Raw genomic sequence first — 24,407 nt, forward strand, 5'->3', positions numbered from 1 at the left:
ATTCTACATTTAGCAAGAAATAGCAAATACAACTATCCTCCTCTAGCTAATAAAGAAATCGCCCATCAACAAGCTAAGAAATTAGGGCTGAATAAAGCTCAAGCTTCTGCTCTGAATCATTTTGCCAATAATCGAGATGGTGTAATGCTTTGTCAGGGTGATGCGGGAGTTGGTAAAACCTATACTGTTAAAGCTTTAAAAGAAACTATTTCTTCTGAGACTAAGATCAGAGGTTTAGCTCCTAGTGCTTCTGCTGCGGGAGAACTCAATAAGGGGGCAGGTATTAACTGTCAAACCCTTGATGCTTATTTAAATATCCCGATCAAGTCTCTGCCGAAAAATGAACTGATTGTGGTGGATGAAGCAGGGATGATTAGCACTACCCAAATGAAAAACCTGCTAGAAAAAGGCAAACAAACAAACTCCCGTATACTTCTAATTGGCGATACCAAACAACTAGCAGCGGTACAGGCAGGCTCCCCTTTCAAACTGCTTCAGGATCAAGCCAAATTACCAACAATCAGAATCAATAAAAATGTTAGACAGCAAAATCTTCAACTAAAGGAAGTGGTAGATCTATTGTCCCAAGGAGAGATCAAGCAGGGATATGAAAAGCTCAACGAACAAGGCAGCATCAAGCAGATACCCATTGATAGTCTGAGACTAAAAGCAGTGGTCAATGACTACTTAGAACGGGATGCTAAAACCCAGGCACAGACTCTTATTCTGGCAGGTACAAACAAAGAAAAATCAGCTATTACCAACCAGATACGCCAGGGGCTAATTGAGCAGGGTCAACTGAGTCAGGAATCTCAGCAAATTAATATACTCAAACCCAAAGATTTAGATCAATTCAGTCTGACTCAAGCCAGCAGCTACGAGGTGGGAGACATAATTAAGTTCGGTCATACCACAGTCAAGTTTAATAAAGATCTTTATTACCGAGTTGATGCTGTAGATAGCAGCACAAAAACCTTAACCCTCAGAGATAGCTTTGGCGATCGACAGAGGTTAAAGCTCAATAGCTACAAGGACCGCTCGGTATTCCAATCCCAAACCCGCGAACTTCATTTTGGAGAAAAGATGAAGTTTACCCGCAACCATTATCGGAATCAGCAGAAGCAAATAAATGGTCAACAGTTTACAGTCTTGGGCTTTGATGACAATGGACAAATAACTATTCAGACCAAGGGGAAAACTCAAACCGTTAACCCCGATGCCCTTTTTTATTCTGATTATCGCTACGTTGATACAGTTCACAGCAGCCAGGGTAAGACAGCTTACCACTGCATTTATGCTGCGGGTTCTGGTAAATCTCTCACTGTAGGAAAAGAAAGTTTTTATGTAGCTGCCTCAAGAGCCAAACATGAATTCAAAGTCTACACCTCTAGCACCAAAGCTTTGGGACTATCAATTGGAAAATCACGATCTCAGGAGAATGCTCTCAATCTAATTATCAAGCAACAGCAATTCAATCAAAAAATATCAACTCCATCGAGAGAACAAGAATTCAAATTACTTGTTTCAGCTCAATATCTAGTAGAAAGTCATGGAGAATTAAATCTTCAAAATCGATGGTTCAAAAGCTACAAATCATCAGATGGAACAGAAATTAAACGAGATCAAAATTCTTTAACTATTACTCATCAAGGTAAAGAACTGATCTTCAATCAAAATAACGCCACAGTCCGAAACACTTTTACTGCTAGGGAAATAGATCGTCAAATCAAAGCTAGAACCAAGCAGATGCAGCAACACCTTGATCTTACTCGTACTCAAACTCACTCAAGATCGATTAGCAGATAATGAAACCAAAAAATAATGACAATTCTTCTTTGATAGCAATGCTGATCTTCATTGCTGTACTTTTGTTAGTTTTGTGGGTCATGAATAACACAGAGGTTGCTTTGTTTTTGATTGAGCATCCAGTTTTAATTTGGCCCTACCTTTTAGAAAAATTAGTGGATAAATTTGGCTATTTCAAGCTGATCTCTAGCGGATTAATCATGACTTTTACCTTGACATATCTGTTGATGAAGCCGAATGATAAACTCAGCCATCACAATCAAAATGTAGTGCGAGGAGCAAAGGTAATACCTACCCGTCAACTTAAAGCTATACAGAAAAAAGAGCAAAGACCAAAAAATCAACCACAGCTAACAATAGCAGGTATACCGATTCCTGCTGAGTATGAACAACTTGGTTTCTTTATGTTTGGCTCTCCTGGCACTGGTAAAACTCAAGCTATAAGTCAAATGGCAGCCTCCATGAGACAGCGGAGTGATTTCCGTGCCATCATCTTTGACCGTGGTGGGGAAATGTTAGAGAAATTCTACGATCCGACTCTTGATATTATCTTCAATCCTTTTGATGCTCGCTCTATCGGCTGGAGTCACATTTATGAATCAGCTAGACCTGAGAATATAGCAGCAGCTTTAATTCCTACTGAGTCTGAGAAAGAGCCTTTTTTCTCTAATGCAGCCAGGGTAATAATGGCAGAATTATTTCGCCAAACTAAGAGCAATCAAGAGTTATGGTCATTGCTGGTAAGCGATACCCAAACTATACACTCATTTATATCTGAAACCTTGGCTGCTAGATATACTGGAGAAGAAAAATCGGCTGCTTCTGTGCTTTCTACTGTCTCCAACTATTGTCAGTTTTACCAGTATATGACCGAGCAGAAAAACTATAGTCAAAGTATTAGTTTCTTTGATTGGGCAAGAAGAGATTGTTCTGGCTGGATTTTCATTACCTTAGAAGAAAATGATTCTGACTTACTTAAGCCTTTGCATAGCTTGATTTTTGAGTTGATGCTTAAAGGGTTGCTATCTAATAGAAATCGAGAGATAAAAACAGCGATTATTATTGATGAATTGGGGGCATTAGGTAGATTACCCAGTCTCTCTCGGCTCATGAGTGAGAGTCGTAAATTTGGAGGATGCCCCATTCTAGGTACTCAAACTAAGTCTCAAATTACCAAAGTTTACGGTAAGGAAGATACTAGTACTATTTTGCAGGGAATACAAACTAAATTAATTTTGAGATCTGTTGACCATGAGACAGCAGAATCAATGGCAGATACCATCGGCAAACAGGAGTTAATTGATATAGCTCAAAATCATAGTCGTTCTCGTCGTGCTGGAAGAAATGGCAATGGTAGAACTGATGGATATAATGAGCAATTTCGAGAGAGATATGCTGTGATGCCCGATGAGATTAAAAGCCTTCCAAATTTATTTGGCTATCTTAAACTCGGTCGATACTGTGCCCCTGTTGAGCTAAAACATCAAAGTTTTCCGCCTTGTGCGAGAAGATATGTTCCATTACGAAGCCATGAACAACAAAGTATTCAAGAGCAGTGGTCTGATTTGAAAGAGTAAATAGTTGCCAGTCTTCGGGCTGCGATGACTCGCTCAGAAAATGCTGGAGAGGTATAAAATTTCGTCGCACGCCCGATTCGCTTCGCCGACTGACTTTTAAAGTAAGAGAGGATCAGATTCGATCCATTAGTTAGAATAGCGACTATAAAAAGCGGGAATCATACCCTATATTTTTAAGTTATTTAATTCTCGTTGTAAATCTATCATGTGCTTTTTCGTTAGACTAGACCTAATTATTTCCCATTTGCTTCCACGATTTATTATTCTTGCAAACTCAATTTTTAAATCAGTATTAGTATAGAGAACAATTTCTTGATTGACTCTTTCAAGAATGTACTCCTCAAATACAAACTTATTTTCTTCTTTTATTTCTAAAACTTTAAGAGCAAGCGATAGGAACTGCTCTACCAAATTATTTTGTATTTCTTGATGTACTTCAACTAACTCTCTTAAATACTCTACATCTTTAAATTCAAAGTTACTTTCAATTGTGTCATCAATTATCTGTAATATTCTTCTGTGCTTATCTTTTCCTGATAAGAAATTTGCATTTGAATAATTTGGATAAAAATCTATTTGAAAATAGTTATTATGTCTACGAATATCTATGTATAGTGAATTGACATCATTATAATAGTTACGATTGTTAAATATATAAAAATTCTCAGTTTGGCTATATTCTCCATATTTATCGGAAAGTATGCTACCTAATTTAATAATTTCTTCTTCTAGATTAAACTGTTCAATAAATTTCTTGATTTCTGAGCGATTATAACGTTGCATATATATGCATTGAGACAAAGCTAAATTATTTATGGAGAGACCTTTACTTTCAGATGGAGATATATATACTTCTTGATTGTCTATATCATTAAAATTAGCCTGTAAAAATGAAGCTCCATAAACAGAACATTTTCTGATAGTAGTTTTATCTATAAATGTCTCATTTAGATTTGCTTCAGTTAGATTAACATTGATTAATTTAGTGTCTCTAATTTTAGATTTTTTTAAAATTGCTCTTGACAGGTCAAGATTTATAAATTCCGCTTTTTCAATTTCTGATTCTTCTAAATCTCCTTTAATTAACGTTGAATACTTAATTGAAGCCTCACTCAAGTTGGCTTTTCTAAGTATGGCTCGATTCAAACTACAACTACTAATATCAATCTTTTTAAGATTAGCTTCCGTTAGGTCGGCCCCCTCAAAACTACATTCGCTGAAGCATGCTTTTTCTAAGTTTGCTCTTCGTAAGCTAGCTTTATCAAGTGAAACAGCTGTGCCTCGAAAGCCAGCTAAATTAGCATCGTTCAAATTATAACCATCTAATTTACTGTATTTTCCAAGACAGATATGTATACCTGACAACTGAGGGATAATATGCAGATTTTTTTCCCTCCAATTATTCCAAGCTCTTACCCCTTTTTTAAACATAGCTAGATGACGTTTGTTGTGCGTCAAAGTTTTGTTTTCTATATCTGGATAAAAATTGTCCGTATTAAATACAGGTTCTTCGACTAGTTCAAGAAGCTTTTCAAAAGAAATATTAAGCAGCGAAGCGATTTTAGGAAAGTGTATTCTGTCTGGGGTTTGAATTCCTTTTTCCCAACGAGCAACTGTAGATTGGGTAACAGAAGGTTCAAACAGCTTCCCAAAAGCAGTCTGAGTCAGATTATTGGTAGTTCTAATTTTCTTAATTAGTTCTCCCAAAGACTTATTAGATGAAGTTTGAGGAGATGAAAAAAAGTTTGACACAGGTTTTTGAATGCCAAAGTTAGCAAACGTCTATCTTAATAGATAGATTGAATTTAAATACATTGTAGACAAAAAACAATAGTATTTTCCATTGAGAGAATATTTTTTTTATAAAAAACGAATAATATTCGAGCTTTTTAGATTAATTACGTGTTAATCTGATTATTAGATAATAAAAAGAGCCGAGACAAATAGGGTCCACCGTGCAAAGTGAAAAGGCCCATTAAAGCTCGACTCTCTAGTGACAGCTATTGCTGTGCAATTTATATTTTACTTGACCGTAGTGGAATGTAGTTTAGTTTAGTAATAGCTTTCTTCAGAGAGTCAGGTGTTTTGTATCTCGGCACACCACAAATAGGAGAACATCATGACAACTGACAAAGCGCAAATATTATTATCTAAAGTAAGTCAAAATTGGGTCAACAAAAATGTTGCTGCTCAAATACTAGGAATTTCTACACACACGTTGAAGATTTATCGCAAAAGACACTGGACATTAGGAATTCATTTCCAATATCTCAGCTCCAGAACAATCCGATATCATGAGGGGCTTTTGCGAGATTGGTTTGCTAATATTTCCGATCCAACAGCTCATCAGAGAGCTATCGAAATATATCTAGCCTCTCTGCTTTCTAATCAGACTAAAAAGCGTCGCCAATCCAGATAATCAATTGCCAAACTTCTTCCTACTAAGGCTTCTGCGTTTTGAAATCAAGCTTGATGCCTTTTATCTTCACCTTAGAAGGCAATTTCATGTTATTCATTTTCGCTTCAATTAAAAATCATGACACTAAATAGAATTCAAGGAAAATTTTACCCCCTGAAAAGTGAAGAATGGCTCGAAACCATTAAACAGCTAACTTATTCAGAGCTAAAAATCCTTTACTATGTGCGTTCTCTCGACCCATACAACAAAGGTATTTCTCTTACGCCGACACAAATAGCCAAAAATTTATCTACAGAAAAATCTAAAATGCACCGTTCTACTGTAGGAAGAGCTTTAAAGTCTCTGGAGAACAAAGGTTTTATTCAGATGGAACTACTTCAAGTTCGGATTAAAGTTAATCCTCAAGGTTTTCTTTCAAAAGCAGAAACAGAAGATGTTGTTGTCACACAACCAAGTTGCGACAAGACAACCAAAGTTGTGACACCACAAAAGAATGTGCCTCAACACAACATCGAGTGTAGCCAGACAACAGAAAGTGCGCCGATACAACAATCAAAGACTGAAACTATCTCAGAGAGGAAGTTTCAAACTCCTAAGATCTCTAAGACTTATATAGACTTTAAAAAGACTCTCTCAGAAAGCGAGGGAGAGAATTTTTTCAAGTTTGTCAAAGAGGCAATTCAAAACTTCAGTCAACCAGTAAATGATCTTGAAGCTTGGTTAGCCAGTAAGACAAAAGCTGGGCAGAATCGCTGGGAAGTTTATTATCAGAAGTATCAAGAGGGAAAAAAAGCTCGTAAACTCGACTCTCATTCAAGTTCAATTCCTGATGAAGACAAACAAAAGGCGATCACTAAATTTCAAGAACAGTTAAAACAGCAAAGGTCAGGGTGGGGCAAGATTGGGAATAGACAAGATAAAGAGAAATTTGACCGATTCCTGAATAATCCCGAGCACAAGCTCAAAAGAATCAATCAACTTGAAAGTCAATCGAAACCAATTTCTAAATCTCTAGGGAAACAAATTACTGAAGGCTACGAACAATTGCGAAACCTGAGAATGAAAAGCCATTTTGCTAATCAAGCAGTCCAGGGAGGTGTAGCATGACAGAACCCAACTTACCTCCAGCCAATATTGAAGCAGAAGAAGCAATTTTAGGCGGAATTTTATTTGACCCCAAAGCAATTTCTTACATTGAAGCTAAACTAAATCCCAAAGCTTTTTTTGTTTCTTCCCATCAAGAAATTTATCAAACCGCGTTGAAACTCCATCATCAAGGCAATCCCACCGATTTTATGGCACTCAGTACATATCTGCATGATAGAGACAGATTAGATCGAGTTGGCGGAACAGCTAAATTAGCTCAATTATTAAATCGCATAGTTTCAGCGGTAAACATCGAGCGCTATGTCGATTTGGTCATGGATAAATACCAACGACGTAAAATTATTGAAGCAGGAAATAAAATCGTCAACCTTGGATATGATTTAAGTCTTGAACTAGAGCAGCTATTAAACGAATCCGAACAAGAAATATTCAGTGTCACTCAGCAAAGGATAAAATCAGATACTGATAACAATAGCGAGATTGCAATGTCTGCTTTTAATCAGCTGGAAGAAAATAATCCTATTTATCCTACAGGAATACCAGAACTGGATCGACTGATGATGGGATTTGAGCCAGGAACCCTGACTATTCTGGCTGCTAGACCATCAATGGGCAAGAGCGCAATTTCTCTCTATCTGGCTCTTCAGCAGATGATTCAGCATCAGTTACCTGTAATTATCTTTTCCTTGGAGATGTATAAGAGTCAGTTAGAGTATCGACTTTGGAGTTTAATGAGTCGGATGGATTGTTATCAGCATTTAGGTTTGACCCCGATTCACGTCGAGCGCATTCGTCAACATCGCGCAGGATTGTCTTCTCTCAATGAAGAAGAAATGGACAGTATCTCTAAAATTGTTCAGGTTGCCGTAGAGTTACCTCTATACATGAATGATAATCGGGGAATAAATGTAGCTGGGATTGCTTCAGAATGTCGTCAGGTTAAAGCACGAGAAGGGAGACTTGGTTTAGTAATCGTAGACTATCTACAAATGATGGCATCTGATAACGGTGGTAATCGCAGTTATGAATTGGGAGATGTGGGTAGAGGATTGTATCAATTAGCAGGAGAATTGAATGTCCCAGTTTTAGCTCTCTCTCAAGTTAACAGGGCAGTAGAGGGCAGACAGAATAAGCGTCCGATGATGTCAGATCTTTCTCAGTCTGGGATTCTGGAGATGGTGGCAGATAATATCATCTTTGCCTATCGCGATGAATATTACGATTCTGGTACTTCCCAGCCTGGAATTCTAGAGTTAATTTTGGCTAAAGCAAGACATGGAAATACAGGAAAAGCAGAAGTTTTATTTGATAAGTCTTCTGGCATGATTCGTTCTCTTAAAGAATTTGCTTGAAGATTAGGGCGATCTCATTTCTGATAATTGTCTTCGGAGTGTGATCGCTTTTTTTAAACAACTAACCTCTCAAATAAGAATTTAAAAATATCAATTGATTGATCATATCTTCAGCAGGGAGAGCAGCTACTAACTTTAGTAATCTTCTTACCTGTTGACCAATTGAAAAATTTTACGTATCAATTATAGCTATAAATGGATAAACTAATTCCGCTAACGCTTCGGGTTGCTGCCTTCCGAATGACAAGCTGCGCTCCTCATTCTCCAGCCAGCTAGAAAAATGAAAAAGGAATCTATCTCGCTCCTCGGAAAAGAGTGTCTAAGAAAATTACGTCTAAAGAAGATTTGGTGGTTCAAGATTAGCAAAGTTAGTAGCTCCATAATGCTTATCGATCATCTTGGCTGAAGTTCCCGTCCATCTTCCAATCGCCGTACTATTAATATTTGCCTCCACACACAAACTAATGAAGGTGTGTCTAGTCTGATAACTTTTCCGATAAGGAATGTTACATTTGGCTAAGATTGATTTCCAGGCTCGATTAGAGAAATTATGGTGATCTATAAACTTTCCTTTTGGACTAACAAAAATAAGTGATTCTGGATTAACTGTTTCAGGACGAATATCCTTTAAAATTGTCTTTACCTCTGGGGTAAGAGGAAAATTTCGTTTTTTCTGCGTTTTTAGTCCTTCTTTCAGCACTAAACCATCTTCAGAAATAACAACAGAGCCTCTAAACTGAATAACACTATTAGTAATATGCTTCCATTTCAGAGCAATTGCTTCTGAAGGTCTACACCCTGTAAAGAAAAGAAATCGAATATAGGATGTGTAGTGAGAATAATAACGATCGCTGGCAAAGGTTTTAATAATTAAATCTCTCTCTTCTTTGGTGAATGGATTGATGTCTTGTTCCTCATAAGCTCCTTTTGGTAGCTTGATTTTCATGTAACTAAATGGATTAGTATCAATTAACCCTTCCTCCATTGACCAATTACAGCAAGCTTTAATTTGGGTTAAACAGCGTTTAGCAGCGTTAGGGGTTAAATTTCCTAGCAGCCAATCCCTAATAGCTGATGCTTCATTGAGCGATCGCGTAGGCAGTTTGGCGATGTGGTTTCGATGTCTCGTAAAATCTTTGGCATAAGTACTAGGACTCACTTGGGGCTTCTTGAATTCGCTATAACTTTTCCAGAGTTCATCTAACTTTGGTTTAAATTTTGAAATTGGTGTAACTGGTGTAATCGAACTTAAGCTCTTATTGGGCTTGTACTTTTGAAGAGTTGCGTCAAACCTTTCATAAAAAATATCTTTCTCAATCTCAGATGCTCTCAACTCCGCTAGCTTGCGATTAGTAGGACTATCGGGCAACCCAATAGAAATATAATGTCGCTTGCCACCGTAGCTAAATCGTAACTGTAATCGACCATTAGAATTGATAATTACTACAGAGCCTTTAGATGCTTGTCCTGTTGGAGTTTGAGAATACATAAGTTGATGTGGTGTAAGTACCCCTCTGCTCTATGATTTTACACCAATTTTACACCAATTTTTAGTCTAAACATATCTAAAAATACCCAAAAAAAAGTTAGAGGCACAACTATCTTCCTCAAGCTAAACCTCGAAAACCTTTACTATTAGGGCGTATTAGTTAATATATCTAAATGCCGGGAGGCAGACTTGAACTGCCGACACGAGGATTTTCAGTCCTCTGCTCTACCACCTGAGCTATCCTGGCTTGTTTTTTACCGCTAAACTAATGTAGCAAACTTAATGTTCATCTTGCAACCCTTGTGTAAAATTAATTTTGTATAATTTAAAACCTGAAGAATATTTATTTATTGATACTAGAGATAGGATCTAAGATTAGAAGTTGCTAATTGTTTGCCAATTTTGTCCCGGTGGGAAATCGAGATTTATGTGTTTGTGATTTTGCAACTCTTCTAGAAGTATGTGAATCGGCTATTTCTCATCAATCACGCACATTGCGATCGCTAAGTCTAGTAAGTTACGAAAAACGTGGTAAAAAGGGTTACTATCTTCTATTTAATCATCAAGCACTTGAACTATCCCTGTTCTGATTTTTGATTACTAAAAATTCGCTCGAACTTACACCACTTATTAGCTCTCACCTTCTGATTGTCTGGCATCCCTTTTTAAATGTTTAAGAATCTGTAACTCTACATCTATCGTTATGTCTGGCTTACATCCCTTGAGCACTTTTGTTATTTTGCTTCAATTTTCGGAAAGTGACAGAACAGGGCTGTAGCGGTGTGCAGACTTGTTGAGTACAATTTTATCTGCACACTACTATAATTAGATATTTTGCTGATGGGGAATGTCAATGGTTCTAATCAGATTCCAAAGGAATTTCGTAGCTACTTTTAACTGTACCTCGATCATTCCAAGGAGGATGCCAATAGGTTTCTTGAACTACGGTCTTGGTTCTTGACCAGCGAAATTTGACTAAGCTCAGATTATTTCTGCCGACTACTTCTCTCCCCTCCTGAACCCAGCGATTACGCCACACCCACGAGATGATCTGAGTAATTAACTTATGCCAAGGATTAGACTTTTGAGTTTTTAAAGAAGTTTGTTTCCAAGGCAACGACTGGGAGGGTTGCCGTTTGAACCATTCAATTCGATATTGCCAGTCTGGAGGTGGGCTTTGATTATTTAAGGACTGTTTAGTTCGCCACCAGCTAGGTTGAAGTAGTTTAACTAATTTGAGAGGTTGATTCCATCCTAACCAGCGTTCGGTTGTTTCTGGTAACAGAGATTTTAGCTTAGTATGTATTAAACGAGTTGCTAGTTCTGAGTTTTTAATGGCGCTAGAAGTTAGCTGAACCAAAACAGTAGTTTCGAGGGAATTATTATCCCAATGAACTATACGCACAGCACAACTATAATGAATATCGCCTGACAAAATAACAACGCGATCGCGTTGTTGGCAAAGATTAAGTAACAAAATGGTAAATGCTTCTTGATGAAAATTCCAGGAATCTCCGACATCGTTACTAAAAACTCGGTTGCGGCTCAATTCAAACTGCTGGATGTGATCGATAATGCCTAATGCTACTAAATTAGTCGGCAAAACAACGATGGTTGCTTGGATGTGTGGAGGTTGAGTCTCTAAAGGAATCAGCAGCTGCTGTTCAAAGGCATGGTGCGATAACAGCATCGGTGGTTCCAGTTTTTTATCTGGATCTGGGTCATAACCACGCCAAGTACGAGTATCAAGAACAATTACTTCGTGACTACTGCCGTAAACCGTATAATGCCAAGGAATAGTTTCCTTCTTCCGCGAGAGAATCACTACGTCTTCGTCTGGTTGCATTTGAGGTAATCCAGTTGTCTCGTCGTTTTCAGGAATACCTAAATAACGATCGCACTCTATCTTTGCAGACATATCTTGACCTGCCGATTGCAACCATCGAGAAGCTAGTTGCAGTAATTTTTCTCCCCCTGTGCCTGGTGCAAAATATTGTGGTGTATTACCCCAAGCCTGAAAAATAGCATATGCCAGCAAGGCATTTTGTACAATTCTTTTGCCTAAAGGTTTGCCCAAAACGCGATCGCACCATTCACGATTCAGATACCAATCATCGCTTACATCATGATCGTCGCAAATAGTATATACCGGAACATTAGCTAAAGCCCGCCTCACTGAGGCTAGATCCTCAATAAAGCTTTCTGTGTCTTTAATTTCTTGATTCCAGACTTTGGCTTGCTGGCGGTCTAGCAAAAGACTTTCCCCTAGAGGAAGATGATCGGGCATAAAAACTGGAGACCATGCTAATAAGTAAGCAGCAGCGTATTCTCCAAAACTAAAGAGATGGCTTTTGGCTTTTTCTGATTTGCCAGACAACATTGCTGTCATCCCCCCCTCGATACGAGAAATTGCCGAGCGCTTGCTTGGGGGAAATTCATCAGCTAACATTGTTCCTTCTTGTAGCGGTAGCTCTTCTGACCAACCAAACAATAGCTTGTTTACTCCTTGGGTAAGCCACAGCATTGGATTCGCTACATCATCACCGTATATTTGATCTCCTGTTAAAAATAGCTGGTGTGGTCTTTTATCGGCTATGGGTGCTGAATCTTGAATTAAGTTATCTAAACAGGACAGGGTATCTCTACCGCCACCGTGGGGTTTACGACAAGATCCATGAATAATATTTAGACAATTTAAGTCTTTTGGTGGTAGAGCAAAGGTAGGTAATTGATGGGGAAAATAACTCAGGCTGTAATCATTGTTTTGAGCCTTAATGGCTGTATTTAAATCAACTTGATCGCAGTCGCAATATAAATCGTAAGCATATATTTGCCCCGGTGATAACTGCTCTTCTTCGTCGGGTTTAGCGGTTACTGCTACTACATGAAAATTTTTACCTAAGGCAACGGTCTTACGCTGTCCTTGAAACAATAATTTATCTAGAATTGCTCCTCGACCATCTTCAGTGCTGTAGATCTTTAAAGTGACTGTACTGGGCTTGATTAACGCGAGCCAAACAGTAACCGAGTCGGCTTGTATATGGCGCAACATTGGACCAGCAATGATTAAGGGAAGTTGCTCCAAATCGGGTAAATATTGAGTAGCAGATTTTAATGCAGGCAAGGGGCTTGATAAGATTGTTTATTGAAAAGTCTCTGAAATTGTCTTCACTGCGATATTAGCAGAATTAGCAGTCAAAATAGCCAAGTTATTAAATTATTGGTTAAGAGAAAATAATTCCCTCAAAGTTATCTTACTAATTTCTCTTGACGGAGCAAACACCTCTAAGCTTAGACAGGATCAAAATTTAGAATTATTTTGATTATTTGAAGCAGATAGTAGATACTAAGAAAACCTCGAACTATAGCACTACGAACTTTTATTAGGACACTCATTACTCGTTACTCGTTACTCATTACTTACGAGCAATCAAATAAACTTGTCCTAACGTAACTTTGTACGGCTATAGCTATTACTCTGATACCGCATCAAAAACCACTGTATATTGCCAAGGAATATTAAGTAAATTCATTAATGAAAAAAATCTTTGTTATTGATACCAATGTAATACTTCACGATCCCACAGCCATTTTAAGGTTTGAAGACAATGAAATAGTCTTACCGATCGCCGTGGTCGAAGAATTAGACCGCTTTAAAAAACAACCAGAAATGACTGGTCGTAATGCGCGAGAAGTAGCCCGAATCCTAGATAAGCTGCGCCAAGCAGGTCATCTAACTACAGGAGTAACTTTGGATAGCGGTGGTACATTACGAGTTGCTCTAAGCGATCGCGAAACTCTTAAAAAACTTCCCCCCGAATTAAGCGGTGACTTTGCTGATAATTCTATTTTGGCAGTGGGTATACAGTGTAAACAACAGTGCCAATGTCCTGTAATTGTGATCAGTAAGGATACTAACCTACGGATTAAAGCTGATGCCTTAGGACTTAATGCCCAAGACTATGAAACCGACAAAGTGGACGTAAAAGATCTCTATACTGGCACTAAAGAGGTATTAGTTGACGCAGACAAGATTACTGAATTTTTTAAACATGGTTCTATTACTCTCGAACAAGAATTCTTACCTAATCAAGATCTTACTTTAGTAGATCAAGCTAAACCATCTCATACAGCATTAGCAATGGTAGAGGGTAAGAGTAATAAAATTGTTCCTCTGATTACCCTACCTAAATTGGGAGTGTCTCGAATTCAACCCCGCAACCGAGAACAACGTTTTGCGCTCAATTTGCTATTACAGGATTCGATCAAGCTAGTGACTCTAGTAGGAAAAGCCGGAACTGGTAAAACTTTATTAGCGATCGCCGCAGGATTACAAAAGGTAGCTGATGAAAAGATATACACAAGGCTCCTCATTTCTCGTCCAGTAGTACCAATGGGCAAAGACATCGGTTTTCTTCCAGGAGATATTAACGAAAAGCTAACTCCCTGGATGCAACCTCTCTATGATAATTTCGATTTGATCTTTGGCACTCAAGATACCAAAGAAAAGCCAGGACATTGGCGCAGAGGACATGAAGAATTGATCGAGATGGGACTGTTGCAAATTGAACCCTTAACCTACATCCGTGGTCGCACTATTCCCCAGCAATTTATGATTATTGACGAAGCCCAAAACCTGACTCCCCATGAGGTAAAAACCATTATTACCCGTGCAGGGGAAGGAACAAAAATAGTATTAACAGGCGATCCGGATCAGATAGACAATCCTTATATTGATGCTGCTAGTAATGGGCTAACTTATTTGGTAGAAAGATTTAAGTATGAACCTTTGGCCGGTCATATTACCCTCACTAAAGGGGAGCGATCGAGTTTAGCTGAACGAGCAGCAGCATTACTATGAACTAGTAAAATTCTTGGCTATGATTCTAGTAAAGCTAACAAAGCTTAGAAAATAATGAGTAAATAATAGCGATCGCTCCTTACCTGCTGCTTCTAACTGACTAAAACACAGAAATTAATTCGAATGACTATAAGTGCTTAAAGAAATTGTTTGTTTATTAGTTAACACCATGGCGATATCTTGTTCGACATAACTTTCTTCAGCAATAAAGATGGGATAAACAGTACAATTACCTGAATCAACAGTAATATTAGTGCGATCGAGGCTTAAAAAAAGAGGGGAATAGGGTTTTAAAGGTAAGTAGTCTTGGGCTAGGAGTTGAGGATGAACATTTGCGCAAATTTCTCCTGATAAGTTTTTGGGATATCCAACTGCTTTAAAAGAATTGAATAAAGTAAAAGTTTCAGGATAGTCAATAGTCTGATTATTGTTCCAGTACTCTATATAATCGAGAATATTATGAATCAAAGCTTCAGTTTTCTCAACCAAGCCAGGATCGAAAGTTCCATGAGCGATCGCCCCTACTTCAATCGTCATCCCTAAATCACAGCAACTTCTCAAGCGTTGACTATTTTCAGATGCCGAAGGCAAAACAACTTTTACCAGGGGATTTATAGCAGTAAGATAAGCTGCTAGATGGAATAGCCAAGGATCTGCTTGAGATAAAATCAAGGTCAAGTCCATAGCTGCGGTAGTACTATGTAAATCGATGACTAAATCTGTTTGATTCTGCTGTAAATCACGATAAATTGATTTTGCCAGTAATTCTTCGTATCCGTTTAGATGGAGATTTTTCAGATCTTCGAGTAAAAATTGCCGGTTGAGATCTTGCTCAATATAGCGGGTATTGAGCCTAATCGCTTGAGGGTTGGCAAGATAGGCTTTAGCACTAAAACTAGAACGTTTAATCAGCTGAGGAGATTCGAGAAATTTTTCGGCTAATTTAATCCCCGTGATTTCATTACCATGAGTTCCACCGACAATTGCGACGTGCCTAATCTGCTTCGACTTATGGTTGGACTTAATCATCCTTATCTAAGGAAAAAGAGCTTGTTTGAGAATGCTTTTTAAAGTACTGATAGGCAGTCTGCGATGCTTTTTGAATAAACTCTTTGGCTTGAGGATCGTTATCAGGACGTTTAACTAAGACTGACGCAATATAACGTTTACCGTTGGGCATATCAATAATTCCTGCGTCGCCTAATACCGATTTGATATCTCCTGTTTTGTGAGCAATAATTGCCCCTGATTCTAAGCCTTGGGGTAGAAGAGTATCTCTAACCACATTGTTCATAATGTGTAGCAGACGATCTCGCGATCGCAAAGAAATTAATTCTCCACTATCAATCTTGACTAACAAATTACCTAAGTCTTCAGGAGAAGTAGTATTAGTTCCTTCTAAATCTGGTAAAGGATTCTGTAACCGAGTTGCAGTTAAACCCATATCCATAAATCTTTGGTTTAACGCTTCTTGTCCTCCAAGACGTTGAATCAACATATTAGTGGCAGTGTTATCACTAATAGTGATCATTTTATCCGCAACTTCTAGGGCAGAAAATTTTGTACCAGGCTCTTGGTACTGCATGTTACCAGAACCACTACCAATAATTTCTTCAGTCAAAGTTAGTTGCTCTTCCAGGTGGATTTTTCCTCGATCTAGATCCTGAAAGAAAGCAACTAAGATAGGTAATTTAATCGTGCTAGCAGAAGCTATTGCCTTATTGCCTTGCAGACTCACAAATCCTTTCGTATCAAGGTCTACTAGAAACATTTCTGGTTCGAGCTGAGGATACTGTTCAGCTAGCTTTTCTAACTCCACCTTGAGTAGACTTATTTCTTTGCCCAAGGAAGAAACTTTAAATAACTTTTCCAATTCCGCTTTATTTTGGGCATTTTCTGGGACAGTTAGGTTAGCTGAATTGGATTCAGGACTCGTAATGTTCAAAGATTTAGTAATGGCGATCGCTGTACCCAAAATCGTGCTAGTAGCAACGATGATTGTCAGGGCGTAAATGGTTAACCAGAAAAAATTTCGTAACGGGTTTTTCCTTTGATGCTGATGATTTTTTCTCTTGCTCTTGGATTTGAAATTAGTAGATTTTTTGGCTGACAAATTACGTTTCAACTGGAGGTTTTGTTTAGCGTTATTATCTTGAGAGAGTTTTCGTTTACCTATTTTCGATGCTTGATTTTTGAACGAGGAGTTTTTTCTCTTCCTTCTATTTAAGCTGGATTTTTTTGGGAGAGTAGCCTGATGATTGTGGCTAACCTTGTTAGCCTGCGCTGGTGAAAAATGGGGGGGGTTGCCTTTGCGATTCACTCCTAACTCCATGGGAAACATAATTTAAAATCAACCAATGGTCAGAACATGATGGCATAGTATCAGTCTAATTATCCAGTGACTTAGATTTATTTTGGGTTGCCCAGCGAACTTGACGCAGTATACCCCTCAACATTGCCACCTCTTCTGGTTGCAGATTAGCTTTATTATACAAACGACGAAATTTTTCCATCTTAACCGCAGCAGTATGGGGATAAAGATAGCCAATTTCCAGTAATACTGCTTCAAGATGCTGATAGTATCCTTCTAATACGTCTATTGGTACATTAGTAGATGCTAACTCTCCTGTAACTTGCTCTGATTGAGATCTAGGAGTTGCTTGGGGACTATTACTCAGCTTTAACCAAGTTTGATAAAGTTCATAGCTACAGATGGCGATCGCTTGAGCTAAATTCAGTGAAGGATAAATAGGGCTGGACTGAATACAGACAAACCTTTGGGCATACTTTAATTCATCATTACTCAAACCTCGATCCTCTGCCCCAAATAATAAGGCAGATTGAATATGGGGTGACATCAGCCAGGGAAGAGCGACTGATGGTGGTTCAAGCTTAATTGGCACACTACGAGAACGAACCGTAGTGGCGATCGCTCTTTGGCATCCAGTTAAGGCAGCAGGTAAACTATCAACAATTTGGGCATTTTCCAAGATATCTACAGCGTGTACTGCCATAATTCGGGCATCTTCCGAACTGGGATCACATCGAGGATTGACTAAAACTAACCGAGTTAATCCCATGTTTTTCATGATTCGGGCAATTGAACCCAGATTTAATGCCCCCGCAGGTTCAACCAAAACAATTTTTATGTTCGCTAACAGGTTGTGATTCATCTTAAAAAAAGTAGCAAATTATAAGGAATAATATATTGTTATGCTTTATATTCTTCATCACCTGCTCCCTTATTCTTTAACCAATGGCTCGTCAGCGTAAAAAATCCGATCTTCCGACTAAAGTTTGTCCAGTATGCGATCGCCCTTTTACTTGGCGCAAAAAATGGTCACAATGTTGGGATGAAGTTAAATATTGTTCAGATCGCTGTCGCCGTCGCAAGCAATCTAATAATTAGTCCACCGTAAGCAATTAAATACTAACCACTAACTAAAACCAATTATGTCCAATAAAGCAGTAAAACCCAAATTAATTATTCATGGTGGTGCAGGAGGGCATCTTAAGAGTGCAAAAGGAGAAGCCATCGTCCGTAAAACTCTTCATTCCATTATTGAAGAAGTTTATGCTTTGCTAGATTTTGGTAGTAGCGCCCTTGATGCCGTGATTCTGGGGTGTCAGCTATTAGAAAATCAGCCGATTTTCAATGCAGGTACTGGTTCCGTACTACAGTCTGATGGACAGATAAGGATGAGTGCTGCTTTGATGGATGGTGCTAGACAGCGTTTTAGTGGTGTAATTAATGTTTCCCGTGTCAGACATCCCATTGAACTGGCTAAGTTTTTGCAGGGAGAAGAAGATCGCGTACTCTCAGACTATGGAGCAACCGAGCTGTTAAGGGAATTAAATATACCTAGGTACGATCCCTTGATTGATATCAGGCTCAAAGAATGGATTCAAGAGCGGGAAGAAAACTTTGATAAGCATATGGCGGGCGTAGTTGCCGAGCAAGAGCTAGTTCATGAACCCCGCAAAGGTACAATTGGTGTCGTTGCCCTTGACTGCAACGGTAAAATCGCTGCGGGAACATCTACAGGGGGCAAAGGTTTAGAAAGAATTGGTCGAGTTAGTGATTCAGCAATGCCCGCAGGAAATTATGCTGATGCCTCTGCTGGGGTTAGCTGTACGGGCATTGGCGAAGACATCATGGAAGAATGTTTAGCTGCCAAAATAGTGATTCGCGTTACTGATGGCATGACTTTGGTAGATGCGATGCAGAAATCCATGACCGATTGCCGCGGTCGCCATCGAGATGTAGGGGCAATTGCGATCGCTAATGATGGGACAATCTCCTGGGGTAAAACTAGTGAAGTATTGTTAGCTGCTTATCATAATGGCGAAAAAATCGGCGATACTCTCAACTGGAATAACCAAGAATTAGTTGGGCATCACTAGAATTTTTTCTAGCTAAACCCCGTCCACATTGAAAACTGGAGTTTTGCTGGTTAAATAAAGTTTGAGTTAAAAGAATCAAGAACAACTTGTTATTTGCTACTTGTTACTTGTTACTTTCTCGAACAGTTACATTTAAAACTACAGGTTTCAAACTAGATTCGGTTTAGTTGCCTCATCCCTCATCCCTCATCCTTCATCTGTCTTATGTCCCAGAAGCAATTACGGAAAGCAGTGATCCCGGCAGCGGGTTTTGGTACTCGAATGTATCCCGCGACGAAAGTCTTGAAAAAAGAATTGTTGCCGATTATTGGTTCAGATGGCAGAGCTAAACCGATTATTTTGGCGATTGTGGAAGAGGCGATTAGTGCTGGTATTGAACAAGTGGGGATTGTGGTCCAAGAAAGCGATCGCGATTTATTTTATGATCTGTTTAAATCTCCACCCAAACCTGAATTATGGCAGAAACTATCAGCGGAAAATAAGGAATATAGTGAATATCTTCAGACTATTGGCGATCGCATCACTATCTTGACCCAAACTGAGCAGGAAGGATATGGTCACGCGGTTTTTTGCGCTCAAGATTGGGTAAACGATGAGCCATTTTTACTCTTACTAGGGGATCACGTCTATACTTCTAAACTTGATATTTCCTGTGCCCAACAAATGGTAAAGACTTATCAAAAAACGGGTACAAGTGTCATCGGCATCACCGTAATGAATGCCGATATTATTCACAAAGCTGGTTGTGTCAGTGGCTCCTGGAAAACTGAAAAATCTATTTTGGAAATAGAGCAAATTTATGAAAAGCCAACTGTCGAATACGCTAGAGAGCATCTACGAGTGTCATCAATGGCTGATGATGAATTTTTGGGCATCTTTGGCATGTATATTTTAGAGCCGGAAATCTTTGATTTGTTAGCCACAGATATCAATCATAATCAACGCTATAAAGGAGAATTTCAGTTAACTACTTGCTTAGATAAATTACGGAAAGAAAAAGGAGCGATCGCCTATTTAGTCCAGGGAAAATACTACGATACAGGAATGCCTTTGTTCTATCGCCAAACTATGATTGATTACTATAGCAATACCGTTAATCAGTAATCAGTAACCAGTAATCAGTAATCAGTAATCCTGTTGGATTTAGTACAAGATGACCCTCAACTGGCTAAATGCTCATCTAAGAATTCAGTAGTTTTTGCCCAAGCTTGCTCGGCTGCTTCTGGCACATAATTTTGACCAGAAGGATTGGCAAATGCGTGTCCTGCATTTTCATAGATCTCAATTTCTGCCTCTTTACCTAGTTCATTGAGAGTTGATTCTAAATTTTCTACTGTTTCTACGGGGATAGAACTATCTTCAGCGCCAAATATACCTAAAATCGGCATTTCTAAAGTACTTAATTCTTCTGTAGTTGCTTCTCCAACTTGACCGCCATAGTAAATTACTGCCGCATCTAGCTCTTGGGGAAATAGCAATGCAGTTTCGAGGGACCAACTACCACCAAAGCACCACCCAATAGTCGCTACCTTTGGTGCTTGTTTTTCTTCTGCTAAATAGTCGTATGCTTTAGTAATATTCGCTTCTGCACCGAAAGGATTATTGGCTACCTCCTGTACTAATTGACTGGCTTGTTCAGGAGTTTCAGCTATTTGTCCGTTATACAAATCAACTGCTAACACTTGATAGCCTTCGCCTGCTAACCTCTGTGTCATAGATTTAATATTGTCATTTAATCCCCACCACTCATGAATAGCCAGAATTCCTGGTAAAGGTTCCGTGGCATCTTGAGGATAAGCATAATAACCATTAATAGCTTGCCCGTCGATAGTGACGTATTCTACAGATTCTGTAGTTACAGGTACTTTAGGCTCGATTAAAGCGATCGCTGTGGGGCTGGGATAATCATAACGATGAGCTGCCAGGAGTGTTCCTGTTTCTGGCTGAATCAAAGATAATCCCAGGCTAAATAATAAACTAGCCAAAAATACGAATCCAATAACTAGCTTTTGCCGATTAATTATGTTCATAATCTTCCCCAGTGCTAAATAAAACTATTTTAGGTATTTCTATAATCTTTAACTCTAATACTAAATCCTATTAATACGGTTTTGGAAACAGTTACCGAGGGAGATATTCAAAAAATTACTGAGTTATGCAGTAGTGATCGCATTAACGAAGTAGAAAAATCTGAGTCTTCTGTTTTGAAGCCTTTGAGCTTATTTTCCAGAAGCAATAAAAATAGCGATGCTGCTGTAGCTGTTGTAAGATCCGACTCCGAATATAAAGTAAAACGGTTCTTTAACAACATAGTCAAACAAGTAACGATTGCTTTAGAGAAACAAGCCGAAACTAACAATTATGCGATCAACGATCTCGCCTGTACTTTACTAATTGCGATCGCAACTTCTGAAGGAATAGCTGCAATGCAGATTGGCGATGGTTTTATTACCGTCCGTTATTCAGAGAAAGACCCAGAATTACTTTTTGCCCCAGACAAAAATGAATATAATCTCAGCTAGAGCGATCGCTTTCTTACTGAGTTATATACAGCAAAATTTACATCTTCCTGAAGCCCTAATGCGATCGAATATCTTTTATTTTGATTTACAAGTATTAATGTAGTGCGATCGCACTTTTGATTTTCGGGTTAAGCGATCGCAAAGCACACTATTGATGCACGATAATTTCTTCGCGATTTATCTCAATGTAATCATTATTCTGCAACAAATTTACTATAGTGGATAAATTATTCTTAAAAATTTCTTCTAGTTCGCTATTTCTAATATTTCCTGTAGAAACCAATAGCAGCTTTGAGGGCTTTTGAATAGTAAAAAAAGAATCTACAAAATCCGCATCTTTAGTAATAACAATTCGTTCTTGCTCTATAGAAATATTATTAATTGCGGTATCAGAAGTAGCATTTTGTTGAGGTAAATCCCTTGTATGCAAAGTATCATAGCCATTGGCTTGTAGAAATTTAGCCAAACGTACTGGCAATTGGGCATCAACCAAAAACTTCATGAAGCGATTTTATAGATACTTTTGACTTGACTTAATCGTGCAGCAAATAGCAAAACTGCCTGGATATCTTCCACTTCCAAATCATCATAATCTGCTAGAATTTCCTCTGTTGTCATTCCTGAACTCAGAAGCTCTAGAATAAATTCAACAGGATACCTTAATCCTCTAATACAAGGTTTGCCATGACAGATATCTTGATGCAGCGTAATTCTTTGTAGAAGCTGATTTGCCATAATTTTGACTTAGGCTACTTTACTGTTGTTTTTAATATTTTATATGCTGTGTTGCGATCGCACTTTTGATTTTCGGGTTAAGCGATCGCCATATTAATATAGATAGCTACAAAATATTAAGTCGTTCGATGAATTTTCTAATTGCCCGTGGTAAATCCTTAGAGTTATTCTGATAGGTCAATTCCAACATTTGCCAAGCTATCTTTAAAACGCGATCGCGATCGAATCTCTCTGATAATTGTTCTACAGAGTAAATACCACCAAAAGCTTCTTTTGCTGCTTCCAAGCTAGCTAACTCTACAGCCTCTTCTAAATAATCATCCCAATCAGTAGCTTTTATATAGTAAGAATTTCTCTCTCTTTGATTTAGTTTTTTGATCCTCACTATGGCATTGACAATAGATGCCAACCAAGAATTAGTCATTCTCTGTTCTGCCTGATGCTTAATCAAATGAGCTAGCAATATTATTAGATAAGATTCAATATTTCTAATAATTGCTTTTCTGCCCATTTCTTCCAATTCATCTATCAGAGCGATCGCTTCGGTAGTATTGCCAGAAACTAACAATTGTCTCAATTCTGCGAGTTCTTCCATTGCGTATCTATCCTAGAACTCAATAGAGAGTATCCTTGTACTTAATATATTGTATATGTTACTTTGACTCTATTTTTTCTTGGTAATGCGATCGCCAATAATAGCTGACTTTATACTTGCTTTTTTAGGACTACCGTTTATCGTTCATTGTTTGATATCTTTCTGGCTTGAAACACACTTTTATCCTAATTGGTGACATCCTCCTACGCTGACTGCTTGGCAGTACAGACGTAGGCTTCCAACTCTCGCAAGTTGGCATTTCTGGATCGGCACTTATCTAGATACGAGATCCCCGACAGTACGCCACTACCAGACAGTTTCCATTCCCGACAGTCCGTCGGTACTGATTTCAATCCTCGTTGTAAAATCACTCTCCCGCTAGCATGATCTCTTGTAGTAGAGTAGCCACATTCAGGACAATTGTGAACTCGTTGAGTCAGTTGTTTTTTCCCTGTGTGAGCATTACACTCAGGACAAATTTGACTGGTGTATTTATGGTCTACTTGCTGAAAGTATTTGCCACGTTTCCAGCATATCCAGGACAACAAATCTCGAAATTGACCGAAGCCACCATCAAGCATTTGCTTGCCTAAAAATCCTCTAGCAGTCATTTTAAAGTTGATGTCCTCCACAAAAATCATGTCTGCCATGTCACACAGAAGATGGCTAGTTTGAAAGTGAAAGTTTTTACGAGTATTAGATATTTGATGGTGAACTCTAGCTACTTTAAGCTGTGCTTTTTCCCAGTTTTTAGACCGTTTTTTCTTACGAGATACCTTCCGTTGCAGCACTTTAAGCCTACTTTGGAGTTCTCGAAAAAAAAGTGCCGGTTCAACTCGGAAGTTATCGCTAGTTACCAAAAAAGATTCCAGTCCAATGTCAATCCCAATCCCACGCCCAAAAGGCAACGGGTCGGGTACTTTGACATCGCATTGAATAGTTACTACTGCATACCAAATAGTTCCTCTTGCTCTGGCTACAATCCTGACTCCTTTGACCTTAAATCCATCGGGTATGGGTCGATGCTGATTGATTTTGATTTCACCAATCTTCGGCAGTTTTACTATCCCATTTTCGATGGGATTTAACTTAAATTGAGGAAACAGAAAAGATTGATATCTTCCGTACTTCTTATAGCGAGGGAAACCAAAACCTCTATTCTTAAAAGCTTCCCAGGTGTTATGCATTCGCTTAACAACATCCTGAGTTACTTGAGAATGAACTTGTTTGTACCGAGGATTAGTCTTTTTCCATTGAGTCAGTTGTCGTTTCTGCTCCAAATAGCTCGGAAAAGAAATGTCAGCAGACATAATATATTCTCGATTAATTGAGCAAGAGTACAAACTACATTTTCTCGAAGCAATCCAATCTTTGAGGTCGCGCAAACATCGGTTATACAAATGTCGACACGTCTCCAGCCAATCAAGCATCATCCCCTGTTGCTCAACAGTTGGTTCAATTCGATAGGTGTAATTCAGAGTCAACATCAGGACATTTTAGCATAGAACATGACCGGCGATAAAACTTGTAATAATCAAAA

At 38.5% G+C, this 24,407-nt stretch carries 23 protein-coding genes and 1 tRNA gene; 12 read left to right on the forward strand and 12 right to left on the reverse strand.

Annotated features, from left to right (window positions below):
• The first annotated feature begins 87 nt into the window (after positions 1 to 87).
• Positions 88 to 1,806, forward strand: coding sequence for an AAA family ATPase (locus PLEUR7319_RS37915; RefSeq protein WP_256380657.1), 1,719 nt, complete (start codon positions 88 to 90; stop codon positions 1,804 to 1,806).
• A complete protein-coding gene (locus PLEUR7319_RS34570) occupies positions 1,806 to 3,383 on the forward strand; it encodes a type IV secretion system DNA-binding domain-containing protein (protein WP_019504707.1) in 1,578 nt (525 codons plus the stop codon). The genes PLEUR7319_RS37915 and PLEUR7319_RS34570 overlap by 1 nt, the downstream gene beginning before the upstream one ends.
• 165 nt (positions 3,384 to 3,548) lie before the next feature.
• Here the strand turns inward: PLEUR7319_RS34570 and PLEUR7319_RS0108060 are convergent, their stop codons facing one another.
• Positions 3,549 to 5,135, reverse strand: a complete 1,587-nt coding sequence (locus PLEUR7319_RS0108060; RefSeq protein WP_019504708.1) for a pentapeptide repeat-containing protein — start codon at positions 5,133 to 5,135, stop codon at positions 3,549 to 3,551.
• Between the two features lie 367 nt (positions 5,136 to 5,502).
• Here PLEUR7319_RS0108060 and xisR point away from each other — a divergent pair, with 367 nt between their 5' ends.
• From xisR to dnaB, 3 genes are all read left to right on the forward strand, one after another.
• Positions 5,503 to 5,802, forward strand: a complete 300-nt coding sequence (gene xisR, locus PLEUR7319_RS0108065) for an excisionase family protein (protein WP_019504709.1) — start codon at positions 5,503 to 5,505, stop codon at positions 5,800 to 5,802.
• 117 nt (positions 5,803 to 5,919) lie between these two features.
• Positions 5,920 to 6,909, forward strand: a complete 990-nt coding sequence (locus PLEUR7319_RS0108070) for a MarR family transcriptional regulator (RefSeq protein ID WP_019504710.1) — start codon at positions 5,920 to 5,922, stop codon at positions 6,907 to 6,909.
• A complete protein-coding gene (gene dnaB / locus PLEUR7319_RS0108075) occupies positions 6,906 to 8,261 on the forward strand; it encodes a replicative DNA helicase (protein ID WP_019504711.1) in 1,356 nt (451 codons plus the stop codon). The genes PLEUR7319_RS0108070 and dnaB overlap by 4 nt, the downstream gene beginning before the upstream one ends.
• 334 nt (positions 8,262 to 8,595) lie before the next feature.
• Here dnaB and PLEUR7319_RS0108080 read toward each other — a convergent pair whose 3' ends face one another.
• On the reverse strand, positions 8,596 to 9,750 hold the full coding sequence (locus PLEUR7319_RS0108080; RefSeq protein WP_019504712.1) for a site-specific integrase: 1,155 nt from the start codon (positions 9,748 to 9,750) through the stop codon (positions 8,596 to 8,598).
• A gap of 174 nt (positions 9,751 to 9,924) precedes the next feature.
• A tRNA-Phe gene (locus PLEUR7319_RS0108085) sits at positions 9,925 to 9,997 on the reverse strand.
• A 142-nt stretch (positions 9,998 to 10,139) separates the two neighbouring features.
• Between PLEUR7319_RS0108085 and PLEUR7319_RS40565 the strand changes: the two genes are divergently transcribed.
• Positions 10,140 to 10,340, forward strand: coding sequence for an ArsR family transcriptional regulator (locus tag PLEUR7319_RS40565; protein WP_144054270.1), 201 nt, complete (start codon positions 10,140 to 10,142; stop codon positions 10,338 to 10,340).
• Positions 10,341 to 10,609: 269 nt separating this feature from the next.
• Here the strand turns inward: PLEUR7319_RS40565 and PLEUR7319_RS0108090 are convergent, their stop codons facing one another.
• Positions 10,610 to 12,874 (reverse strand): alkaline phosphatase D family protein, encoded by a 2,265-nt coding sequence (locus tag PLEUR7319_RS0108090; RefSeq protein ID WP_019504713.1) that lies wholly within the window; start codon positions 12,872 to 12,874, stop codon positions 10,610 to 10,612.
• 411 nt (positions 12,875 to 13,285) lie between these two features.
• On the opposite strand from PLEUR7319_RS0108090, the gene PLEUR7319_RS0108095 reads away from it, so the two are divergent.
• Positions 13,286 to 14,611, forward strand: coding sequence for a PhoH family protein (locus PLEUR7319_RS0108095; RefSeq protein WP_019504714.1), 1,326 nt, complete (start codon positions 13,286 to 13,288; stop codon positions 14,609 to 14,611).
• A gap of 114 nt (positions 14,612 to 14,725) precedes the next feature.
• On the opposite strand, the gene PLEUR7319_RS0108100 is transcribed toward PLEUR7319_RS0108095, so the two are convergent.
• Genes PLEUR7319_RS0108100 through PLEUR7319_RS0108110 form a run of 3 tightly spaced genes read right to left on the reverse strand, consistent with a single transcriptional unit; the run spans position 14,726 to position 17,784 of the window.
• Positions 14,726 to 15,640, reverse strand: a complete 915-nt coding sequence (locus PLEUR7319_RS0108100; protein ID WP_019504715.1) for an aspartoacylase — start codon at positions 15,638 to 15,640, stop codon at positions 14,726 to 14,728.
• The gene (locus PLEUR7319_RS34575; protein ID WP_019504716.1) at positions 15,633 to 16,952 is read right to left on the reverse strand and encodes a serine hydrolase; all 1,320 of its coding nucleotides are present in this window, start codon (positions 16,950 to 16,952) and stop codon (positions 15,633 to 15,635) included. Before PLEUR7319_RS34575 ends, PLEUR7319_RS0108100 begins: the two co-directional genes overlap by 8 nt.
• Positions 16,953 to 16,998: 46 nt before the next feature.
• Positions 16,999 to 17,784 carry an RNA methyltransferase gene (locus PLEUR7319_RS0108110; protein WP_019504717.1) on the reverse strand — a complete coding sequence of 262 codons (786 nt, stop codon included), beginning with the start codon at positions 17,782 to 17,784 and terminating at the stop codon, positions 16,999 to 17,001.
• 83 nt (positions 17,785 to 17,867) lie between these two features.
• Between PLEUR7319_RS0108110 and PLEUR7319_RS39220 the strand changes: the two genes are divergently transcribed.
• The 3 genes from PLEUR7319_RS39220 to PLEUR7319_RS0108120 all read left to right on the forward strand — a co-directional run bounded on the left by PLEUR7319_RS39220 (position 17,868) and on the right by PLEUR7319_RS0108120 (position 20,119).
• On the forward strand, positions 17,868 to 18,020 hold the full coding sequence (locus PLEUR7319_RS39220; RefSeq protein WP_071592907.1) for a DUF2256 domain-containing protein: 153 nt from the start codon (positions 17,868 to 17,870) through the stop codon (positions 18,018 to 18,020).
• Between the two features lie 44 nt (positions 18,021 to 18,064).
• A complete protein-coding gene (locus PLEUR7319_RS0108115) occupies positions 18,065 to 19,015 on the forward strand; it encodes an isoaspartyl peptidase/L-asparaginase (RefSeq protein ID WP_019504718.1) in 951 nt (316 codons plus the stop codon).
• Positions 19,016 to 19,219: 204 nt separating this feature from the next.
• Positions 19,220 to 20,119 (forward strand): UTP--glucose-1-phosphate uridylyltransferase, encoded by a 900-nt coding sequence (locus tag PLEUR7319_RS0108120; RefSeq protein ID WP_026102387.1) that lies wholly within the window; start codon positions 19,220 to 19,222, stop codon positions 20,117 to 20,119.
• A 56-nt stretch (positions 20,120 to 20,175) separates the two neighbouring features.
• Here PLEUR7319_RS0108120 and PLEUR7319_RS0108125 read toward each other — a convergent pair whose 3' ends face one another.
• On the reverse strand, positions 20,176 to 21,045 hold the full coding sequence (locus tag PLEUR7319_RS0108125) for a dienelactone hydrolase family protein (RefSeq protein ID WP_019504720.1): 870 nt from the start codon (positions 21,043 to 21,045) through the stop codon (positions 20,176 to 20,178).
• 81 nt (positions 21,046 to 21,126) lie between these two features.
• Between PLEUR7319_RS0108125 and PLEUR7319_RS34580 the strand changes: the two genes are divergently transcribed.
• Both PLEUR7319_RS34580 and PLEUR7319_RS43085 read left to right on the forward strand, forming a co-directional pair.
• Positions 21,127 to 21,537 carry a protein phosphatase 2C domain-containing protein gene (locus PLEUR7319_RS34580; protein ID WP_019504721.1) on the forward strand — a complete coding sequence of 137 codons (411 nt, stop codon included), beginning with the start codon at positions 21,127 to 21,129 and terminating at the stop codon, positions 21,535 to 21,537.
• Positions 21,518 to 21,640, forward strand: a complete 123-nt coding sequence (locus PLEUR7319_RS43085; RefSeq protein WP_256380628.1) for a hypothetical protein — start codon at positions 21,518 to 21,520, stop codon at positions 21,638 to 21,640. Before PLEUR7319_RS34580 ends, PLEUR7319_RS43085 begins: the two co-directional genes overlap by 20 nt.
• Before the next feature lie 45 nt (positions 21,641 to 21,685).
• Here the strand turns inward: PLEUR7319_RS43085 and PLEUR7319_RS0108135 are convergent, their stop codons facing one another.
• From PLEUR7319_RS0108135 to PLEUR7319_RS0108150, 4 genes are all read right to left on the reverse strand, one after another.
• Positions 21,686 to 22,039, reverse strand: a complete 354-nt coding sequence (locus tag PLEUR7319_RS0108135; protein ID WP_019504722.1) for a DUF5615 family PIN-like protein — start codon at positions 22,037 to 22,039, stop codon at positions 21,686 to 21,688.
• Complete coding sequence (locus PLEUR7319_RS0108140; RefSeq protein WP_019504723.1) at positions 22,036 to 22,272, reverse strand: DUF433 domain-containing protein; 237 nt, start codon at positions 22,270 to 22,272, stop codon at positions 22,036 to 22,038. The genes PLEUR7319_RS0108135 and PLEUR7319_RS0108140 overlap by 4 nt, the downstream gene beginning before the upstream one ends.
• A gap of 106 nt (positions 22,273 to 22,378) precedes the next feature.
• Complete coding sequence (locus tag PLEUR7319_RS0108145) at positions 22,379 to 22,867, reverse strand: DUF29 family protein (RefSeq protein WP_019504724.1); 489 nt, start codon at positions 22,865 to 22,867, stop codon at positions 22,379 to 22,381.
• 203 nt (positions 22,868 to 23,070) lie between these two features.
• Positions 23,071 to 24,354, reverse strand: a complete 1,284-nt coding sequence (locus PLEUR7319_RS0108150; protein ID WP_051044412.1) for an RNA-guided endonuclease TnpB family protein — start codon at positions 24,352 to 24,354, stop codon at positions 23,071 to 23,073.
• Positions 24,355 to 24,407 lie beyond the last annotated feature (53 nt).

This window comes from Pleurocapsa sp. PCC 7319 (assembly GCF_000332195.1).
In the GTDB taxonomy this organism is placed as follows: domain Bacteria; phylum Cyanobacteriota; class Cyanobacteriia; order Cyanobacteriales; family Xenococcaceae; genus Waterburya.

Excerpts from the sequence above, each read along its gene's own strand:
- PLEUR7319_RS39220 (WP_071592907.1), top strand. The coding sequence starts at position 17,868 with ATGGCTCGTCAGCGTAAAAAATCCGATCTTCCGACTAAAGTTTGTCCA.
- PLEUR7319_RS0108125 (WP_019504720.1), bottom strand. The coding sequence starts at position 21,045 with ATGAACATAATTAATCGGCAAAAGCTAGTTATTGGATTCGTATTTTTG.
- PLEUR7319_RS0108115 (WP_019504718.1), top strand. The coding sequence starts at position 18,065 with ATGTCCAATAAAGCAGTAAAACCCAAATTAATTATTCATGGTGGTGCA.
- PLEUR7319_RS34570 (WP_019504707.1), top strand. The coding sequence starts at position 1,806 with ATGAAACCAAAAAATAATGACAATTCTTCTTTGATAGCAATGCTGATC.
- PLEUR7319_RS0108110 (WP_019504717.1), bottom strand. The coding sequence starts at position 17,784 with ATGAATCACAACCTGTTAGCGAACATAAAAATTGTTTTGGTTGAACCT.
- PLEUR7319_RS0108095 (WP_019504714.1), top strand. The coding sequence starts at position 13,286 with ATGAAAAAAATCTTTGTTATTGATACCAATGTAATACTTCACGATCCC.
- PLEUR7319_RS34575 (WP_019504716.1), bottom strand. The coding sequence starts at position 16,952 with ATGTTTCCCATGGAGTTAGGAGTGAATCGCAAAGGCAACCCCCCCCAT.
- PLEUR7319_RS43085 (WP_256380628.1), top strand. The coding sequence starts at position 21,518 with ATGAATATAATCTCAGCTAGAGCGATCGCTTTCTTACTGAGTTATATA.
- dnaB (WP_019504711.1), top strand. The coding sequence starts at position 6,906 with ATGACAGAACCCAACTTACCTCCAGCCAATATTGAAGCAGAAGAAGCA.
- PLEUR7319_RS0108150 (WP_051044412.1), bottom strand. The coding sequence starts at position 24,354 with ATGTTGACTCTGAATTACACCTATCGAATTGAACCAACTGTTGAGCAA.
- PLEUR7319_RS0108140 (WP_019504723.1), bottom strand. The coding sequence starts at position 22,272 with ATGGCAAATCAGCTTCTACAAAGAATTACGCTGCATCAAGATATCTGT.
- PLEUR7319_RS0108070 (WP_019504710.1), top strand. The coding sequence starts at position 5,920 with ATGACACTAAATAGAATTCAAGGAAAATTTTACCCCCTGAAAAGTGAA.
- PLEUR7319_RS0108135 (WP_019504722.1), bottom strand. The coding sequence starts at position 22,039 with ATGAAGTTTTTGGTTGATGCCCAATTGCCAGTACGTTTGGCTAAATTT.
- PLEUR7319_RS0108080 (WP_019504712.1), bottom strand. The coding sequence starts at position 9,750 with ATGTATTCTCAAACTCCAACAGGACAAGCATCTAAAGGCTCTGTAGTA.
- PLEUR7319_RS0108145 (WP_019504724.1), bottom strand. The coding sequence starts at position 22,867 with ATGGAAGAACTCGCAGAATTGAGACAATTGTTAGTTTCTGGCAATACT.
- PLEUR7319_RS0108120 (WP_026102387.1), top strand. The coding sequence starts at position 19,220 with ATGTCCCAGAAGCAATTACGGAAAGCAGTGATCCCGGCAGCGGGTTTT.
- PLEUR7319_RS0108100 (WP_019504715.1), bottom strand. The coding sequence starts at position 15,640 with ATGATTAAGTCCAACCATAAGTCGAAGCAGATTAGGCACGTCGCAATT.
- xisR (WP_019504709.1), top strand. The coding sequence starts at position 5,503 with ATGACAACTGACAAAGCGCAAATATTATTATCTAAAGTAAGTCAAAAT.